This is a genomic window from Streptomyces blastmyceticus (assembly GCF_039521185.1).
GTDB lineage: Bacteria > Actinomycetota > Actinomycetes > Streptomycetales > Streptomycetaceae > Streptomyces > Streptomyces blastmyceticus.
Map to the genome: position 1 here is coordinate 15,985 of NZ_BAAABW010000012.1, position 17,988 is coordinate 33,972.

Here is a 17,988-nt window from a genome sequence, read left to right on the forward strand (position 1 = left end):
GGGCGTGCTCTCAGTCCTGCCGGCTCGACGGCACGGGAAGTCGCGTCCGAGGCCCGCCCGTCGAGCCGGTGTTGAGCACGCCCGCCGGCTCCAGCAGCAGGATGGACGTCTCCTCCTCGGCCTTCGGGCAGTGTTCCGTGCCCCGCGGCACCACGAAGAGCTCACCGGGCTCCAGGACGACGTCCCCGTCCCTGAGCTGGATCGTGAGGCGGCCGCTGACGACCAGGAACAGCTCGTCCGTGTCGTCGTGGGTGTGCCAGACGAACTCACCCTGGACCTTCGCGAGTTTGACCTCGTAGTCGTTCAGACCGGCCACCTTCCGCTGTGCCCAGTGGTCGTGGAAGGCCGCGAGCTCCGCGGCGATGTTCACGGCCCGGGTGGTCGTGGTCATGGTGCTTCCTCCTGGCTCGTGGCCGGTGCTCCGGCCGGTGACTCGAGGGTGCCGGGACCGGTCACTTGCGGTCTTGTACGTTCCTTGCATGATCGGAGATCGTCCCCGTACGAAGATCAACGCTTGGCGACCGGCCGTGCCCGGCATCGCCGAGGTGTTCCACGCCCGATTCGTCGACCACGCCTATCCGGCCCACACCCACGACACCTGGGCGCTGATGATCATCGACGCGGGCTCGGTCGAGTTCGCGCTCGACCGCCGTCGTCACGGCGCCACCGGGACGAGCGCCGTCGCGCTGCTGCCGCCCGGGGTCCCGCACGACGGGCGGACCGTCACGGCCGCCGGGTTCCGCAAGCGCGTGCTCTACCTCGACACGACGGTCCTCCCCGAGCGGTTCACCGGACCGGCGGTCGGGCTGCCCGTCCTCGGTGACGGCCCGCTGTGGCGGCGCATCCACGGGCTGCACGCGGCCCTCTCCCACGCCGGGGACGCCTTCGAGGCGGAGTCCCGGCTCTCCTTCATCCGGGAGCGGCTCCACGGCCACCTCGACCGGCTCGCCGCCCTTCGCCCCGCCGGGCCGGGCCGCGAAGCGGGGCGCCTGGCAGGGCAGTTGCGCGACCTGCTCGATTCGCGGATACGCGCGGGGGTCTCGCTCCAGGAGGCGGCCGGGATCCTGCGCGCCCACCCCACGCACCTCATCCGCTGCTTCAAGCAGACCTACGGGCTGCCGCCGCACGCCTATCTGACGGGCAGGCGGATCGAGCGGGCGCGCTCGCTCCTGCTCTCCGGGCGGCGACCGGCGGAGGTCGCCACCGCCGTCGGCTTCTACGACCAATCCCATCTGAATCGCCATTTCACCCGTCATGTCGGTACAACTCCGTTCCGTTTCGCGGCGGTCGGGGGCCCGTCCGGCGACTGAGGGCCGGGGTCCGGCGCGGGGCCCCGGCGGGTGACCCTGTCAGCGGTGCCGACGACCCGTTCGGGGGAACCGGAGCGCTCCTGGGAACCGGCGCGGCACGGCCGGGCGTGACAGTGAAATCCCTTGATCCCGGCGTGGGATGGCCGATTTCGGCCATGGGCGGACGCCTCTCGCCCGCGCCCGCCGACCGCTCCGCCCACGGGACCCGTAGCCGTGCGGCGGAAGCGCATATGCCGCGTTCCTCCAACCCGCCCACCAGCGCATCCGCCACTGCTACCGTCGCGCGGCATGGAGCAGCTCTTCAGCCACGACGAACTCGCCCTTATCACGGCGGCCGCAGACGAAGCGGGCATGCCCCCGCGGGAGTGGGTCCGCTGCGCGGTCCTCCAGCACCTCACCGAGGATCCGTACGAGGAGGCGCACACCACCGCTTCCCGTACGCCCTACCGGCCGGATCTGGAGCACGCGCTGTGGCCGGTCACCTCCCACACCCGGTCCGGCAGGACCATGCACGAAGTGCACCACGCGGGCTGCTGGGTGCCGAAGGGCGGCGAGGAGACCCTCACCACGGCGGAGGCGCGCGACGAGCTCCTCGCGAGCAAGGCCCGGCCGTGCGACGCCTGCCTGCCGGAACGGTTCCTTACTCCCGCGTCGTAAGCGGCCCGTGAGGTCCGCACGGCCTGTGCGCGGCACTTGTCGCAGCCTTGCACACAAACCGCACAAAACATCCCATGCGCAAGCGAAGTCCATTCGCCGCGGAAATCCCGTGGGCCGCCCCTGCGGCGGCCCCTGATCTCCTTCCGCGCGCGGCCTGTTCCGTCCACCGGTAACGGGCCGTTTCCGGCCAATCATGGCTTGCCGGACACCGCCGATTTTGCGGTACGTTCTGCCGTGGCCCATGATTGTGAGCGCGCGTCAGTTGTGACGCGCCGGGCTATACGAATATGCCGCGCATATCTCGTTCAGCATTCAAATAGGTGAGGGCGGCGCACAGCCTCTCGCCCCGCCGGTAACACCCTCTTCTTCTCTTTAGGCAAGGCCGCATGCCCGTCCATCAGCTTCCGGACCTCATACGTCACGCCCGTGAGCACTCCCCGTTCTATGCGAATCTCTACGCGTCCTTGGCGCCGGATGTGGATTGCCTCACGGCCCTTCCCGTCGTGGACCAGGGAGAATTCTGGGCAGCCAACACACTCCACGACAATCGCGTGCTCACCGGCCCGCTCACCGAGGCGTCCGTCTACAAGACCGGCGGCACCACCGGCGCCCCCAAGTTCTCCTGCTACACCCGTGAGGAATGGCGGGAGTTCGTCACCGCATTCGGCAGCGGACTCGTCGACGCGGGCCTGAAGCCCGGCCACCGCGTGGCGGATCTCTTCTACGCCGGTGAGCTGTACGCCAGCTTCCTCTTCGTCCTCGACTCCCTCTCCCACGCGCCGGTCGACAACGTCCGGCTGCCCATCGGCGGCGCCGCACCGCTGGAGTCGACGGTCCCGACCCTGCGCGATTTCGCCGCGCAGGTGGTCGCGGGCACCCCCACCACGCTCTGCCGCCTCGCCGAGCACCTGGTCGCCCTGGGCGAGCAGCTGCCCGACGTGGAGCTCCTGTTCTTCGGCGGCGAAGCGCTCTTCGACGACCAGCGACGCCTGCTGGCCGCCGCCTTCCCCAACGCGGAGGCGCGCTCGCTGGGCTACGCCAGCGTCGACGCCGGGCTGCTCGGCTGCCCCGTGCCCGGACCCGACCCGCGCGTCCACCGCGCCTTCACCCCGCACTCCGTCGTCGAGATCCTCGACGAGACGACCGGGGAGCCGATCCTCGAAGCGGGCCGTCCCGGGCGGGTCGTCGTGACCAGCCTGTTCCGCCTGTTCATGCCGATCATCCGCTACCCCGCCGGTGACCGCGCGGAGTGGACGGACACCGAAGCCGGCCACTTCCGCATCCTCGGCCGCGCCGAGGAAGGTGTGCGCGTCGGACCGGTGTCGCTGTACTCGCAGGACGCCCAGGACGCCGTCGCCGCGGCGGACGGCGAGGGCCGCATCGTCGGCATGCAGCTCGTGGTGCGCCGCTGGGACGGCCGCGACGGGCTCGTCCTGCGCCTCGCGACCGCGCCCGGCGACGACGACCCGGCCGGTCTCGACGTCCTCGCCAAGGAGGTCGTCGAAGGACTGTGCGCGGCGCGCCCGCTCTACCCCGACAGCCTGCGCGCCGGTTTCGTCCACCCGATGGAGGTGGAGTGGGTCCGCAACCGCGACCTCGTCGTCAACTCCCGCTCCGGCAAGCTCATCCGCGTCATCGACGAGAGGCCGACCGCATGACCGCCCCCGCAGCGGACCGGTCCCGCAAGCTCCCGCTCGTCCTGCGCAACCGCGCCTTCGGCACCGTATGGCTGGGCCAGGTGCTGACCCAGGCCGCGGTCCGGATGTTCCAGGTCGGCGTCTCCTGGTGGCTCGTCGCCTACGCCGTCAGCGGCGGCAACGGCCTCGCCTCGGGGCTGTTCATGGCGGTCAGCACGCTGCCCGCCGTGGCCCTGGCCCCCGTGGTCGCCCGCGCCATCGCCCGGATCGCCCACCGCACGCTCCTGCGCGCCGCCGCGGGCAGCGCGGGCGTGGCCGCGACGGCGCTGGCCGCCTGGGCCTACGCGAGCGACCTGCCGCTCGCGGCCGCGTACGCCGCGACCCTCGCCCTGGCCACCTGCCAGGCCTTCTTCGACCCCTGCCTGACCACCTCCGTGCCCGAACTCGTCGACGACGAGGACATCGAGGCGGCCACCGGCTTCGAGCTGTCCACCCAGTCGCTGGCGAGCCTCGGCGGGGCGCTGCTCGGCGCCCTGATCGTCGACCGCGCCGGAGTGGCCGGGCTCGCCGTCGGCTGCGCGGCCGCGTATGTGACGGCCGCCGCGCTCGTCGCGACCGCACGCTTCCGCCCCGCGGCCGCCGACACGGAGGAGGGCGCGGGTGCCCAGGAGCAGCGGACGCTGCGTCAGGTCCTGTCCGGCCTGCCCTTCGTCCGCAAGATCCTCATCAGCTTCACCGCGGCCAACCTCTTCACCACCGCCGTCTTCGTCGTCATCCCGCTGTACACCAAGGGTGTGCTCCACGGTGGTGGCGGCACGGTCGCCCTGCTGGAGGCATCGCTCGGCACGGGCACGCTGATCGGCTCGTTCACCGGCGCCCGGGTGCCCGGCCGGCCCACCGTCGTGGGCTCGTTGTGCCTGGCCACGATGGCCGTCGCGCTGGGCCTGCCCGGCATCGTCGGCGAACGGCCCGTCATCGCGGGCTGCCTGGCCGTGGCCGGCTGGTGCGTCGGAGTGATCGGCGTCCGCTTCGTGGCGCTCTTCCAGCGGCTCGTCCCCGCGGCCGACAAGCCCGCCTTCTTCGCCGTGATGCAGGCCGTGCTCGGGGCGACGTTCCCCGTCGCCTCCCTGCTCTTCGGCGCGCTCGGCGACCAGCTGTCCCCGCAGACGCTCTGCCTGATCCAGGCGGCCGGACTGGTGCCCGCCGCCTGCGCGCTGGCGATGCTCCGCGACCGCACCCCGGCCCCGGAGACCGCGCCCGCGCCCGAGGCGGAAGCCGTGGGAGCGGCCCGGTGAGCGTCACCATCGAGCAGGCCACGCCCGCCGACATAGCCGAGCTCCGCCAGCTCTACTACGCCGTCTACGGGCCGCACTACCCGACGGCCCTGGGCACCGACCCCGCGGAGATGTCCCGGCTCATCCAGGACCCGTTCACCCTCTGGCTCGTCGCCCGCAGCACGGGGACCGCCAAGTCGGGCGGCCTCGTCGGATCGGCCGCCATCCACAGCGAACCCGGCAGCCGCCTCGGCCGCCTCGAAGGGCTCGCCGTCCACCCCGACCAGCGGGGCTCGGGCCTCGCCGGACAGCTCACCGAGGAGCTGTGCGCCCGGATGCTCACTGCCGGCCGCCTCGACTCGGTCTACGCCACGGTCCGCACCGTCAGCGCCGGTCCCCAGCGCGTCGTCGCGCGCAACGGCTTCCGGCCGATGGGCATCCTGCCCAACGCGGTCGACCTCGACTGCCGTGAGAGCCTCGCGCTCTACGCGCGTCACTCGCCCGGCGTGCTGGACCGCCGCGTCCCCGTCGGCGAGGTGCCCGCGCCCCTGCTGCCGCTTCTGCGGAACGTCGAGCGCAGCCTCGGCATCAGCTACGCGGACGCCCGGCCCACCGACCCGCTCCCGGCACCGCCCGAGGCCCCGGACGTGACACTGGAGATGGTCGAGGCCCCCGCCTTCGTCCGCCGCCGCTTCCACGACCGATTCCCCGACGCCGCCCAGTGGTTCTACCCCCTGCACACCCCCAATGTGCTGCTGGTGCCCGACGACGGCGACTTCGAGGTCTACGCCTACCTCAACCGCACCGGCAGGTACTGCGCCCTCGTCGCGGGCCACCCCGATCCGGCCGCCGCCGCCGGCTACCTCGAACCGATCACCCGGGCCCTCACCCGCGCGGGCGCGGGCTACGTCGAGGCACTGGTGCCGCTGGCCCACCACGGCGCGCTGTCGGCCTTCCTGGCCCAGGACTTCATCCCCAGCGCCCTCTACCCCGCGATGCGCCCCGAGGGCGACGGCTTCCACGACTACGTCGTGCTGACCCGGACCACCGAACACATCGACTTCCGCGGCGTCGTCGTCGAGAAGCCCCTCCAGCCCTACCTGGACTCCTACGTCTCGGCCTGGGCCTCGGCCCATCTGCCCGCCGTGACCGCACCCGAGGTTGCCCCATGAGCCCCGTGAACCCCCATCTCGCCCCGATCGACGCCCCCGACCCGGAACTGCTGCCCCGGGTCCAGGAACTGTGTGACCTGGCCGACCCCTACGCGACCGGCGCCGCCGAGGACGCGCTGTTCACGGCCGCCATGGCCGAGATCAACGCCTGGCACACCGACCGGTCCCCGTTCTTCCGGAAGCTGCACGAGGCCACCGCGCCCACCGAGCCGTACCGCGCGCCCCTCGTCCACGCCAACTTCTTCAAGCGCCACGAGGTCCTGTCCATCCCCCGGGACGACGTCGACCTGCACCTGACCTCCTCCGGCACCACCGGCCAGAAGTCCCAGATGTTCTTCGACCGGTGGACCATCCGCTCCGCCCAGCGCATGGTCGCCCGCATCTTCGAGCGCAACGGCTGGATCACCCCCGAACAGGACGTCAACTACCTCCTGTACAGCTACGAGCCCGCCCGCGACCTCAACCTCGGCACCTCCTTCACCGACAACTACCTCTGTGACTTCGCCCCCGCCCGCCAGGTCGAATACGCCCTGCGCAACACCGGCAACGGCCACGAGTTCGACCCCTTCGGCTGCGTCGCCGCGCTGCGCCGCTTCGCCGAGGAGGACGCGCCCGTACGGATTCTGGGCTTCCCCGCGTTCCTCTGGTTCACCCTGGAGCGGATGCGCGCCATGGGCCTGCCGCCCCTGACCCTCCCCGAGGGCTCCCTGGTGGTCCTCGGCGGCGGCTGGAAGGGCCACGCGGACCAGCGCATCGGCAAGGACGAGCTGTACGGCCGCGTCACCGGGCAACTGGGCATCCCCTCCGAGCGGATCCGGGACACCTTCGGCTCCGTCGAGCACTGCATCCCCTACATCGAGTGCGACCACCACAACCTGCACGCACCCGTGTGGTCCCGGATCGCCACGCGCTCCACGCGCACCCTCGAACCGCTGCCGTACGGCGAGCCCGGCTATCTGCACCTCGTCTCGCCGTACATCACCTCCGTGCCCGCCCAGAGCGTCCTGATGGGCGACCTCGCCTCCGTGCGGCCCGGCGGCGAGTGCGGCTGCGAGCTCGCCACCGACTGGTTCACCGTCCACGGCCGCGCCGGTGTCAGCCGCAACCGCAGCTGTGCCGTGGCCGCCGCCGAACTGATGAAGGGAATGTCATGACCGAGACCATGAACCACCACTACTGGCAGGGCGCCTTCATCGGTGACGACGAGGCCGAGCGGCGCCTGGCCACGCTGCCCGCCGCCGTCGAGGAGGCCCTCGCCGCGCCGCTCGACACCGAGACGGTCCTCGCCGCCTGCGACCGGCTGGCCACGGCCCTGTCCGACCCGGCCCACCCCGTGTCCGTACGCCTCGCCGGGCACCTCCCCGACGACGAGAGCGGCGACGTACTCGCCGAACTCGCCGCCTTCCTCGGCCGCGACGCGCTCACCCGCAAGCTCCGCCGCGAACTCGGCTCCACCGCACCCCAGCGGCTGGGCCGCCCCGACGCCAAGGAGACGGTCTACGAAGCCTGGGCGCCCGTCGGCCTCGTCGCCCACATCGCCCCCGGCAACGCCGCCACCGTCGCCCCCCTCAGCCTGATCGAGGGCCTCCTCGCCGGCAACGTCAACATCCTCAAGACCAGCAGCGGCGACACCCTCCTCGCCCAGCACCTGCTCGCCGAACTCGCCGCCCTCGACCCGACCGGCGCCCTCGCCGACCGCGTCATCGTGCTGCGCTTCTCCTCCTCCCGGCAGGACTGGCTGCGCCTGATGTGCGCACCCGCCGACGCCGTCGCCGTATGGGGCGGCGAGGCCGCGGTCGAGGGCGTCGCCGCCCATGTGCCGCCCGGCTGCCGCCTGGTGGAGTGGGGGCACAAGATCTCCTTCGCCTACCTCACCCGCGACGCGTGGCAGGACCCGGACACCCTGGCCGCCCTCGCCGCCGACGTCTGCCTCTTCGAGCAGCAGGCGTGCTCCAGCCCCCAGGTCGTCTACCTCGACACCGAGGACGCCGACGACGTCTTCGCCTTCGCCGACCGCCTCGCCGAGGCGCTCGCGGCCATGCCCGCCCCGGAGGGCGACGCGCTCGACCCCGCCGAGGAGGCCGAGCTCACCACCACCGAGCTGATCGCCCGCCTGGAGGAACACCTCGGGCTGACCCGCGTGTTGACCGCCCCCGACGGCACCTGGCGCGTCCTGGCCGACACCCGCCCCGTCCTCACCGCCTCCCCGCTGCACCGCAGCGTGTGGATCAAGCCGCTGCCCCGCAAGCGGATCATCCCCACCCTGCGCCCCATGCGCCGCTACCTCCAGACCGCGGGCATCGCGGGCAGCCGCCCGGACATCGCCGAGCTGTCCGGCACGGTCCTGGCCGCGGGCGTCACCCGCGTCACCCCCGTCGGCGCCATGACGGCGGGCTACTCCGGCGAACCCCACGACGGCGTCTACGCCCTCCAGCGCTACAGCCGCCGCGTCGCCGTCCAGGCCGACGAGCGCTTCGCCACCACCGCCTGCCTCGACGACCTGGCCCGGCCCGTCGTCCTCCCGCCGCCCACCGGGCCGCTGCGGGACAAGGCGGACGTCCAGGAGCTCAACCGCGACGTCGACCCGCGCGACGCCGAGCTGTACTTCCGCAGCGGCGGCAGCACCGGCACCCCCGCCCTGTCCCTCTTCAGCTACGACGACTACGACACCCAGATGCACGCCGCCGCCCGCGGCCTGCTCGCCGCGGGCTACGACCCGGCCCGCGACCGGACCGCCAACCTCTTCTACTGCGGCGGGATGTACGGCAGCTTCATCAGCTTCTTCTCCATACTGGAGCGGCTGGGCGGCGTCCAGCTGCCCATGGCCGCGGGCACCGACCACCGGGCGACCGCCGAGACGCTGATCGCCCACCGGGCGGACACCCTCTTCGGGATGCCCTCCTACCTCTGGCAGCTGCTCCACGAGGAAGCGGACCTGCTGCGCTCGTACGGCGGCATCCGCAAGATCTTCTACGGTGGCGAGCACTTCACCGCCGAGCAGCGCCGCACCCTCACCGAGACCTTCGGCATCGAGGTGATCCACTCCATCACCTACGGCAGCACGGACCTCGGCCCGCTCGGCTACCAGTGCACCGAGAGCTCCGGCAGCGTCCACCACCTGCACGCCGACCTCCACACCCTGGAGGTCCTCGACGTCGACGCCGACCGCCCGGTGGAGCCGGGGGAGACCGGACGGCTGGTCTTCACCACCCACGCCCGGCGCGGCCAGAGCATCGGCCGCTACGTCATCGGCGACCTCGGCCGCACCCTTCCCGGCCGCTGCCCCTGCGGCAGCCACTCCCCGAGGTTCGAGCTCCTCGGGCGGCTCGGCGACGTGATGCGGGTGGCGACGTACTTCCTCAACTACCGCCGGTTCGTGGCCATCGCGGAGGAGCGCCTGCACTACAGCGGTGAGCTCCAGATCGTGCTGGCCAACGGCGGCCCCCGGGAGGCGCTCACCGTCCGCATGGAGCGCGCGGGCGACGTACCGGCGGACGCGGCGCGCGAGGCCTTCCTCGCCGACTACCCGGAGCTCCGGTCGGCCGTGGACGAGCGGCTGCTCGACCTCGCCGTGGAGACCGCGGACGGCGCCGGTCTCGACCGCGCGGCGATGAGCGGCAAGCTGCGGGCGGTCGTGGACACCAGGCAGTAGTCGGCATCGGAACGAAGGGGGGCGGGGCCTGCGCGCCGCCCCCCTTTCGCCGTCTTTCACCGTCTTTCGCCGTCCAAAGGTGCCGTCAGCGCGGCCAGTCGGCGGCGAAGGCCCGCGCCGGATTGCCGACGAGGACCTGCCGGACGAAGTCCTCGCCCAGCTCCTCCGCCAGCGCGGGGCGCAGCACGCGCAGCAGATGCGGCATGCCGGGACCGCCGCGGGCGGCCGCGGTCGTGGTGTCCCCGCCGAGCAGGACCCGGTCGGCGTGACCGGCCTCCGCGAGGGCGGTGAGCGCGTCGAAGAGCCGCCAGTCCGTGGCGTGGTGGGCGCGCGACGGCCCGTCGAACGCCAGATACGCACCGGCCCGCGCCGCCCGGAGGTGTGTCCGGGTGTCGGGGCACCGGCCCAGGTGGCCGAGCACGACCTTCCCGGGTGCCACCCCCAACTGGCCGCAGAGCAGGTCCAGTACGTCCATGGCGCCGGTGCCGAGCTCCAGGTGCACCGCGATCGGGGCGCCGGTGGCGTGATGGGCCCCGGCCGCGGCTGCCATGGTCCGCCGGGCGTGGTCGTCGAGCCCGTGGAAGCCACCGGCCACCTTGATCAGACCCGCGCGCACCGGCGCGGTCGTCAGATCGGCGATGAACGACTCCATGAGACCGTCGTCCACCCGCTCCAGGACGTCCGGCCCGTAGTGCACGGCCTGATGGAGCCCCGTGGCCGCGACGATGTGCACCCCAGTCTCCCGGGCCAGGCCCGGCAGTTCGGCGAGCCGCCGCCCCATGCCCCGGGGCGTCCACTGCACGACCGTCCCCCCGCCGAGCTCCCGGAACGCCCGCAGCTCCGCGGCCGCGGCGTCCCGGTCGTCGAGCTCCTGGCCGGGCAGCAGCGGGCTGCGCAGGAAGAGGTGGTCGTGGGCGTCGCACACCCCGAGCTCCCCGGCTGGCAGGTCGCCGAGCACCGTACGCACGGCGCTCATGACGCGCTCACCCGGCCGGATCGCAAATCCCACAGCTCCATGTCGTTCCTCCCGCTCGACGGTCCCTCAGTCGTAACGCTTCACCCGTTACATGATCACTGTAACGGGTGAAGCGTTACGATGCGGGGGTGAAGGACGACGACCGACTGGCCCTCCGCTTCGACTGCGGGGCCACCTGGCTCAACCTGCTCGCGACCCGCGGCCGTTGTTTCGGCGCGGACCCCGTCGAGCGCATCGCCACGCCCGAACGGCTGGGGGAGTGGCTGGAGCGGAGCGAACTGTCCCCCGTGCGGCCGCCGTCCGCGGCCGACGTACGGGAAGCGCAGGCGCTGCGGGAGACGCTCCGTGCGCTGGCCCTCGCGGTGGCCGCCGGCGAGCCGCCGCCGACGGGCGCGGTCGCCGGGCTGACCCGCTTCCTCGACGCGACGCCGGACCCCGTGCGCCTGGTGGCGGGGGAGCGGCTGACGCGGGAGCCTCCGCGGACGGCGGGGGCGGCGCTGGGCCGGGTGGCGCGGCAGGCGGTGGACCACCTGACGGGGCCCGAACGGGAAGCGCTGGCGATCTGCCCCGAGTCGGACTGCCGGGGCGTCTTCGCCAACCCGGGCGGGCGCCGCCGCTGGTGCCCGTCCCCGGCCTGCGCGAGCCGCGGCCGGGTCAGGGCGCACCGCGAGCGACGCCGGGCGGGCTCCGGCTAGTTGACCGGCATCGGCGCGGACAGGTGCAGTGCGGACATCCCCAGCCCGCTCGGCGCGAACAGAGCCCCCGCGGGCGCGGGCGTCGCCTTCGTGTTGTGGCGCAGCAGGTCCTCCTCCGCGTAGCGGAAGCACCCCGCGTGCCAGGTCAGGATCCCCGACAGCCAGTTCTTGAGCTCGTCCGCGTACGTGGTCAGCGCCGCACGGGCCTCCTCGTCCAGGCCGAAGTCCTCGAAGAGCGCGGGCAGTTGGACGGCGACGACGTGCTGGAACTCGCGCATCCGGGACGCCATCAGATCGCTGACGATGCCGAGCGCCTCGTCGACCCCGCAGTCGAAGAAGTTCTGCACGACGAGGACCGCGTTGTGCACCTCGCCCTCGAACTCGATCTCCTTCTGGTAGGAGAAGATGTCGTTCATCAGGCAGGCGTAGTCGGCCGCCGCGGACTCCAGCGCCCTGACCGGCCGTGTCTGATAGATCTCCGGTGGCACGGAGTTGCCGTGGCCGATCCGGCAGAGGCTCATCGTGAGGTCCGAGCCGAAGGTCTTGCGCCGCATCTCGATGTAGTCGACGGGCTCGGGGATGCGGTGCTGCTTGTGGTTCGACAGCTCCCACAGCCAGCTCTCCAGCATGACCGTGACGCCCGCCCGGAACGTCCGGCGGTCGTCGGGCCCCATCGGGCCGGCCGTGCGCTGCCACAGGTCGGCGAGGCCCCGCTCCAGCGGGCTCTCCGGCGCGGGCATCGTGGCGAGGTCCAACGGCATGAACAGCAGGAGCCGTTCGTGACAGGCCTTCGCCGCGGTCATGTCCGGGGTGCGCCCGAAGACCGCCGGGTAGTAGTCGTCGGCGTACGTGCCCCAGGTGAGCCAGTCCGACGCCACGTCCAGCTCTTCGGGCGTCGCGTCCGGGTGGATGCCGGCCGCGCACAGGGGCAGGTCGATGTCCTTGAGCCGGGCCTCGTCCCAGACCCCGGACCCGGGCACCCCGGGCACGGCCTCCAGGATCCCCATGCGGTGGCTCCACTCGACGTTGTGCCGCCGGGCGCCCTCCAGGTGGGGGCTCAGCCGGGCCTCGTACGGCATGGCGAAGTCCGGGTGCGGCAGCGGGCCGACCTTCTGGAACGGCACGTGCGCGAAGCTCCGCAGCCGGGCGGGCGCCGACGCGACCAGGGACGACACCAGCCGGGCCGCCGAGGTGCCCAGGCCGCAGGGCCCGGTCAGCACGTCGGCCGCGACGGCGACGGGCGCCTGTTCCGGCACACCGGTCTCCGCGGCGCCGTTCATATAGCGGCTGGAGCGCATGTGCCACTCGTGCCCGCCGGACTGCCAGTCCTGGAGTCCCTTCACATACGTGAAGACGTCGGCCCAGGCGTCGGGGCCCAGGCGGTGCTCCAGCAGCAGGGGCTCCACCTCGGTGAGCGCGGTGTGCTCGAACTGCTGGAGCCGGGAGGTGAGAAGGTCGTTGACGGCGTCGGCCGCCTCCTGCGTGCCGCAGCCCAGGAACTTCTCCAGGACCAGGATCGCGTTGGCCAGCTCCCCCTCCTCCTGGGTCTCCCGCTGGTACGAGAAGATGTCGTTGCGCAGGTGCACGCCGTCGGAGAACGTGTCCTTCAGGACGCGCATCGGGCGGGACGCCGCCACGACGGCCGGCACCTCGGCGCCCGCCGCGTGCTCCACCAGGTTCGCCGACCAGGGCGCGCCACCCACCTTGCGGCGCATCTCGATGTACTCGACGGGGTTGGACACCCGGCCCTCGTCGATGTTGGCGAGCTCCCACAGCGACTCCTCCAGGAGGTGCCGGGTGCTCTCCTTGAAACGCCGCCGCCAGTCCTCCGACATCGCCGGGACCGTACGCGCCCAGAGGTCCGCCAGGCCCTCCTCGACCTGGTTGGTGGGCGTCTCGGTGGCGTCCTCCGGGTGGATCGGCATGAAGGCGGGCAGCCGGTCGAGATACGCCTTCGCGCCGGGCATGTCACGGGTGCGCTTGAAGATGTCCAGGAAGTGGTCGTCGAAGAAGAACACCCAGACGTACCAGTCGGTGATCAGGTCGAGCTCGGGACCCGAGGCGTCGGGGTGGGTGTAGGCACACAGCAGCGCGTAGTCATGGGAGTCGAAGTCCGACTCGTCCCAGATACCGGAGCCCTCGACCATCCGCATCCCGCGGGCCCACGCCTTGGAGTGGACGCGGGCCCCCTCCAGATGAGGGTTCAGGCGCGCCGGATACGGCATGTAGAAGGAGGGGAGTTCGAAGGGCTGCGACATGGTCGACCACGCTAGTTCGCGACGCCCTGTCGGATAGATCGGGAAGTCGTACTTCCGCCCGATCTGGTGAATGCGGGTGCCGGCCCGGTTAAGGATCTTGCCTACGGGGCTTCAAGATGCCCCGGGGTGAGCGATTGGCGATCTTGCGGACGGGGACACGCCCGCGCGCGTAATGTCGTGAGCATGGGCGATGAGACGCTTCAGAAGGACGTATTGGACGAACTCGGCGAGGACCGGATCCAGGAGCTCGCAGGGGAGCTCGGCACGGATGCGGAGGGCGCGAAGGGGATGGTGGCGGCCACGGTCGAGGCCCTTCCCGAGGAGATCACCGAGGGCGCTCCCGCGGGGGTCGCGGGCTTCGCCGGGCTGGGCGGGGGACTGGGCGGCGGGCTGTTGTCCGGCGTGCTCGGCAAGATCAGCGGGCCCGTCGCCAAAGCGGTCGCCAAGAAGACGGGCCTGCCGGAGGCCACGGTCGCCCGGGCGCTCGAACTGCTGCTTCCCGTGGTCATGACGACCATCGCCAAGCGGCGCAAGCGGTAGCCCGCCCGGCGGGGCCGCGCCCGGCGTCGCCGACCGTGCGACAGGGGGCGCCGGGCGGGCCCCGCCGGTCACCGGGGGCACTCGCTTAACATCGTGGTGTACGCCGCGCCCCCGCCGGCGCCGACGGCCAGCCGTCGAACGACCTACGACCCTGGACCCAGCAGTGACCGGATCTGCCCGCCCCGCCGCCGGGAGCGGCCCGCGCCCGCGGCGACTCCCGCGGGCGCTCGGGGCGGCCGCGGTGCTGGTGCTGACGGTCACCGTGGCCGGGTGTTCGACGGCGGGCGAGCCGCTCAGCGCCGGTACGACGGCGCCCGTCGCGGCCCCTTCCCTGCTCTGGCCCGAGCGGACCCCGGCCCCCACCCCGACGGGCGAGCAGCACGACGACGTCACCGCCACGCGCGTCCCGGGCATCGCGGCCGTACCCTCCGGGGACATCCGGAAGGTGGACGCCTACGCCGTGGTCAAGGCCGAGGTCGCCGCCCACCGGCACGACGTCACCGGCGCCGACGGGCTGGACGAGGCGACCGCCGCCAAGATCACTTCCTGCTCGGAGACGGAGCGGAACTGTCCGATCCGCACCCCCGTCCTGCGGGACCTCACGGGCGACGGGCACGACGACCTGATCGTCGGCATCGAGATGGACGACCACCTCCTGGGGCTGCGCTGCTACACCCTCGTCAAGGGGGAGCTCACCCGCATCATGGCCACCGTGGTGCGGCCCTCGTCCATCGAGGTGGCGGGCCGGGACGTGATCGTCTGGGAGCCGTCCGACACCCCCCACTACGCCGTGCGCTCGGTCTACTCCTGGGACTCCCACCGGCATTACATGGAGCTGAAGAGCGACGAGATCCGCCGCGTCGAGCCCACCGCCACCCCGAGTCCCACGGGGTCCCGTCGATGACCGCCGGATCCCGCGCCCCACGGCCGCGGCTGCCCAGGATCTCCCGCTTCGGCTCGCTGTACGGGAAGTTCACGCTCTTCCTCGCCGTCATGTGCTGCGTCGTCGCCGCGGTCCTCGGCACCCTGGTGCACGTCATCGTCACGCGGCAGACCGTCCACCAGGCCCGCGTCGAAGCGCTCCAGCGGCTCGACTCCGCCGCCCGCGCCTACTCCGCAGGCGACCCCGTGCACCACCAGGCCGTCCTCAACCCGCCCGGACTGCCCACGCAGCTGCGGGAGATGGCGCTGCACGGCCGCCGGGGCACCGCGCTCGGTGACGACAACGGCACCGCCACGATGTGGGCCGCGACCCCCGCGGCCGGCGGGGTCCTCGCCACCCGGCTCGACTACCGGCACAGCGCCGCCACCATCGACGGCCTCGACCGCGCCATCATCGGCTCCTCGACCCTGGCCATCGGCGGCACCCTGCTCATCGGCGTCTTCGCCGTCTCCCGGGTCACCCGTCGGCTGCACCGCACCGCGGACGTGGCCCGGCGCATCAGCGCGGGCGACCTCGACGCCCGGGTCGCCGACCCGCGCAGCACCGACCCCTCCAAGCCGCAGGACGAGGTGGCCGCCGTCTCCGCGGCGCTCGACGCGATGGCGGCCACCCTCCAGGGACGGCTCCAGAGCGAACAGCGGTTCACCGCGGACGTGGCCCACGAGCTGCGCACCCCCCTCGCAGGCCTCCAGGCGTCGGCCGACCTGCTGCCCCCGGGCCGCCCCACCGAGCTCGTGCGCGACCGCGTGCAGGCGCTGCGCCGGCTCACCGAGGATCTGCTGGAGATCTCCCGGCTGGACTCGCTCACGGAGCGGGCCGACCTCGACGCGCACCAGCTCGGGCAGCTGGCCGAACGGGCCGTACGGGCCTCCGGCCTGGACGCGGAGGTGCGCGTCGTGCGCGACGCCTGCGTGGTGACCGACCGGCGCCGCCTCGAACGGGTCCTCAGCAATCTGCTCGCCAACGCCCACCGGCACGGGCGCCCGCCCGTCACCCTCACCGTCGACGGCCCCGTGGTCACCGTCCGCGACCACGGCGAGGGCTACCCCGACTACCTCCTCGAACACGGCCCGCAGCGGTTCCGCACGCAGCCGACGGGCTCCGGCGGCAAGGGGCACGGCCTGGGCCTGACCATCGCGGTCGGCCAGGCGAGGATCATCGACGCGGAGCTGACGTTCGCGAACGCGACGGACGGCGGCGCGGTGACGGTCCTGAGACTGCCCGAGTACGAGGACGACGGCGAAGCGGACACCGGTACGCTCTGACGCGGCCGCGCCGGGTGTTCTCAACCGGCGGCCGGGCTCGCACAGGCCAGGCTCGCGTGCGGAACGAACCACCGCGCCAGCGCGGCATCGAGATCCGGCAGCGCCGCCGCCACATCGGACGCCGCCCAGGCGACGATCCCGTCCGGCCGCACCAGCAGCCCGCCGAGCTCCGACGAGGAACGCGCCGCGACGACCTTGACACGGCCTTCGGCCGCGCCCCGTACCTCCTCCCGCGACCCCGCGAGATCCAGCAACACCCCCCGCCCGTCGTGCAGATGGTCCGCCAGCCGGCTGCCGTCCGCGAGTTCCAGGTCCGGCGCGCTGCGCCCGACCAGCGGGTGATCGCCCGGGATGTCGTAGCGCTGCCACACCCCGGAGATCTTCTTCACGAAGTACGTGGTGGCGTCGACGGTCCCGGCCAGCTCGGCGACCACGTCGCGCAGCGCGCTCGCGTGCGACTCCGGCCGCATCAGCGCCACTTGGGCCCTCGTCCACTGCAGGACCCAGGCTCCGATGGGGTGCCGCTCGGCGGTGTAGGTGTCGAGCAGTCCTTCGGGTGCCCGGCCCTGCACCGTGGCGGCCAGCTTCCAGCCGAGGTTGACCGCGTCGCCGATGCCGAGGTTGAGCCCCTGGCCGCCGAAGGGGGAGTGGACGTGCGCCGCGTCGCCCGCGAGCAGGACCCGGCCCTTGCGGTAGTCGCTCGCCTGGCGGGCGTTGTCGGTGAACCGGGTGGCGGAGTGCACCCGGGTGACGGTGACGTCGTCCACCCCGGACACGGTCCGCAGGCTCGTCTGCAGCTCCTCGGCGGTGACGGGGGTGTCCCGGTCGGCCGGGGGTCCGTCGAACTCGACGGTCAGGATGCGGCCGGGGACCGGCCCGTGCGCGTACGTCCCCGTGGGCGTCCAGTTCCAGCCGGTCTTCAGCCGCTCGGAGCCCTCCATCTCGACGACCGCCTGACGGCCGGTGATGCCGGGGGCCGTGCCGGGGAAGTCGAATCCGGCGAGCTTGCGGACCGTGCTGCGGCCGCCGTCGCAGCCCACGAGCCAGCCCGCGCGGACCGTCTCGTCGCCGAGGTGGACGGTGACGTGGTCGTCGGCGGCGTCGAGGCCGGTGAGCTCCACGCCGCGGCGCAGTTCGACGCCGAGCTCCGCCGCGCGCCGGGCGAGCAGCAGTTCCAGTGATATCTGGGGGATGAAGCCGACCTCGCCTGCCGGTCCCGCGGCGGTGAGATCGGGGTCGGCCTCGTCGAGGAGGTCACCGCTCAGCATGATGCCCGCGAAGTGCCCGGCGAACTTCGGTGCCCGCGCGGGCGGTTGTCCGTCGGTGGCCACCCGCTGCCGGGTGAAGGACGCGAAGCGCTCCAGGTTCTCCCGCTGGATCTCCTCCAGTTCCGGGAGGAGGCCGCGCCGGTAAAGGGCCTCGGCGGTGGGCGAGTTGATCGCCCCCGCCTTGACGGTCGTGTCCACTTCGGTGAGCCGCTCGACGACGAGCACGTCCACCCCCGCGAGCCTCAGCTCGCACGCCAGCATCAGCCCCACCGGGCCGGCTCCCGCCACCACCACGTCGTAGTTCATGAGGAAAACTATAGCGACTAAAAGTTTTGAGTGGG

Annotated in this window: 15 protein-coding genes; 11 read left to right on the forward strand and 4 right to left on the reverse strand. The window is 72.7% G+C overall.

Annotated features, from left to right (window positions below):
* Positions 1-10 precede the first annotated feature (10 nt).
* Complete coding sequence (locus tag ABD269_RS09850) at positions 11-391, reverse strand: cupin domain-containing protein (protein WP_344117386.1); 381 nt, start codon at positions 389-391, stop codon at positions 11-13.
* An 88-nt stretch (positions 392-479) separates the two neighbouring features.
* On the opposite strand from ABD269_RS09850, the gene ABD269_RS09855 reads away from it, so the two are divergent.
* The 7 genes from ABD269_RS09855 (at position 480) to ABD269_RS09885 (ending at position 9,702) form a co-directional block, all read left to right on the forward strand.
* A complete protein-coding gene (locus ABD269_RS09855; protein WP_344117387.1) occupies positions 480-1,310 on the forward strand; it encodes a helix-turn-helix domain-containing protein in 831 nt (276 codons plus the stop codon).
* A 288-nt stretch (positions 1,311-1,598) separates the two neighbouring features.
* The gene (locus tag ABD269_RS09860; RefSeq protein WP_344117388.1) at positions 1,599-1,967 is read left to right on the forward strand and encodes a DUF6233 domain-containing protein; all 369 of its coding nucleotides are present in this window, start codon (positions 1,599-1,601) and stop codon (positions 1,965-1,967) included.
* A 386-nt stretch (positions 1,968-2,353) separates the two neighbouring features.
* Positions 2,354-3,625 (forward strand): phenylacetate--CoA ligase family protein, encoded by a 1,272-nt coding sequence (locus ABD269_RS09865; protein ID WP_344117389.1) that lies wholly within the window; start codon positions 2,354-2,356, stop codon positions 3,623-3,625.
* Positions 3,622-4,899 carry an MFS transporter gene (locus ABD269_RS09870; RefSeq protein ID WP_344117390.1) on the forward strand — a complete coding sequence of 426 codons (1,278 nt, stop codon included), beginning with the start codon at positions 3,622-3,624 and terminating at the stop codon, positions 4,897-4,899. The genes ABD269_RS09865 and ABD269_RS09870 overlap by 4 nt, the downstream gene beginning before the upstream one ends.
* Positions 4,896-6,050, forward strand: a complete 1,155-nt coding sequence (locus ABD269_RS09875; protein ID WP_344117391.1) for a GNAT family N-acetyltransferase — start codon at positions 4,896-4,898, stop codon at positions 6,048-6,050. Before ABD269_RS09870 ends, ABD269_RS09875 begins: the two co-directional genes overlap by 4 nt.
* Positions 6,047-7,204 (forward strand): LuxE/PaaK family acyltransferase, encoded by a 1,158-nt coding sequence (locus tag ABD269_RS09880; protein WP_344117392.1) that lies wholly within the window; start codon positions 6,047-6,049, stop codon positions 7,202-7,204. Before ABD269_RS09875 ends, ABD269_RS09880 begins: the two co-directional genes overlap by 4 nt.
* Entirely contained in the window at positions 7,201-9,702 is a 2,502-nt protein-coding gene (locus ABD269_RS09885) for an acyl-CoA reductase (protein ID WP_344117393.1), read from the forward strand. The genes ABD269_RS09880 and ABD269_RS09885 overlap by 4 nt, the downstream gene beginning before the upstream one ends.
* Before the next feature lie 85 nt (positions 9,703-9,787).
* Here the strand turns inward: ABD269_RS09885 and ABD269_RS09890 are convergent, their stop codons facing one another.
* The gene (locus ABD269_RS09890; RefSeq protein ID WP_344117394.1) at positions 9,788-10,678 is read right to left on the reverse strand and encodes a phosphotriesterase family protein; all 891 of its coding nucleotides are present in this window, start codon (positions 10,676-10,678) and stop codon (positions 9,788-9,790) included.
* Positions 10,679-10,806: 128 nt separating this feature from the next.
* Here ABD269_RS09890 and ABD269_RS09895 point away from each other — a divergent pair, with 128 nt between their 5' ends.
* Positions 10,807-11,373, forward strand: a complete 567-nt coding sequence (locus ABD269_RS09895) for a CGNR zinc finger domain-containing protein (protein ID WP_344117395.1) — start codon at positions 10,807-10,809, stop codon at positions 11,371-11,373.
* Here the strand turns inward: ABD269_RS09895 and ABD269_RS09900 are convergent.
* On the reverse strand, positions 11,370-13,631 hold the full coding sequence (locus tag ABD269_RS09900; RefSeq protein ID WP_344117396.1) for a family 2 encapsulin nanocompartment cargo protein terpene cyclase: 2,262 nt from the start codon (positions 13,629-13,631) through the stop codon (positions 11,370-11,372). The two genes, ABD269_RS09895 and ABD269_RS09900, sit on opposite strands and share 4 nt — an antisense overlap.
* A gap of 183 nt (positions 13,632-13,814) precedes the next feature.
* On the opposite strand from ABD269_RS09900, the gene ABD269_RS09905 reads away from it, so the two are divergent.
* The 3 genes from ABD269_RS09905 (at position 13,815) to ABD269_RS09915 (ending at position 16,379) form a co-directional block, all read left to right on the forward strand.
* Positions 13,815-14,171 carry a DUF937 domain-containing protein gene (locus ABD269_RS09905; RefSeq protein WP_344117397.1) on the forward strand — a complete coding sequence of 119 codons (357 nt, stop codon included), beginning with the start codon at positions 13,815-13,817 and terminating at the stop codon, positions 14,169-14,171.
* Positions 14,172-14,334: 163 nt separating this feature from the next.
* A complete protein-coding gene (locus ABD269_RS09910) occupies positions 14,335-15,075 on the forward strand; it encodes a hypothetical protein (protein WP_344117398.1) in 741 nt (246 codons plus the stop codon).
* Entirely contained in the window at positions 15,072-16,379 is a 1,308-nt protein-coding gene (locus ABD269_RS09915) for an ATP-binding protein (protein ID WP_344117399.1), read from the forward strand. The genes ABD269_RS09910 and ABD269_RS09915 overlap by 4 nt, the downstream gene beginning before the upstream one ends.
* Positions 16,380-16,399: 20 nt before the next feature.
* On the opposite strand, the gene ABD269_RS09920 is transcribed toward ABD269_RS09915, so the two are convergent.
* Positions 16,400-17,953 (reverse strand): FAD-dependent oxidoreductase, encoded by a 1,554-nt coding sequence (locus ABD269_RS09920; RefSeq protein ID WP_344117400.1) that lies wholly within the window; start codon positions 17,951-17,953, stop codon positions 16,400-16,402.
* Between the last annotated feature and the right edge of the window lie 35 nt (positions 17,954-17,988).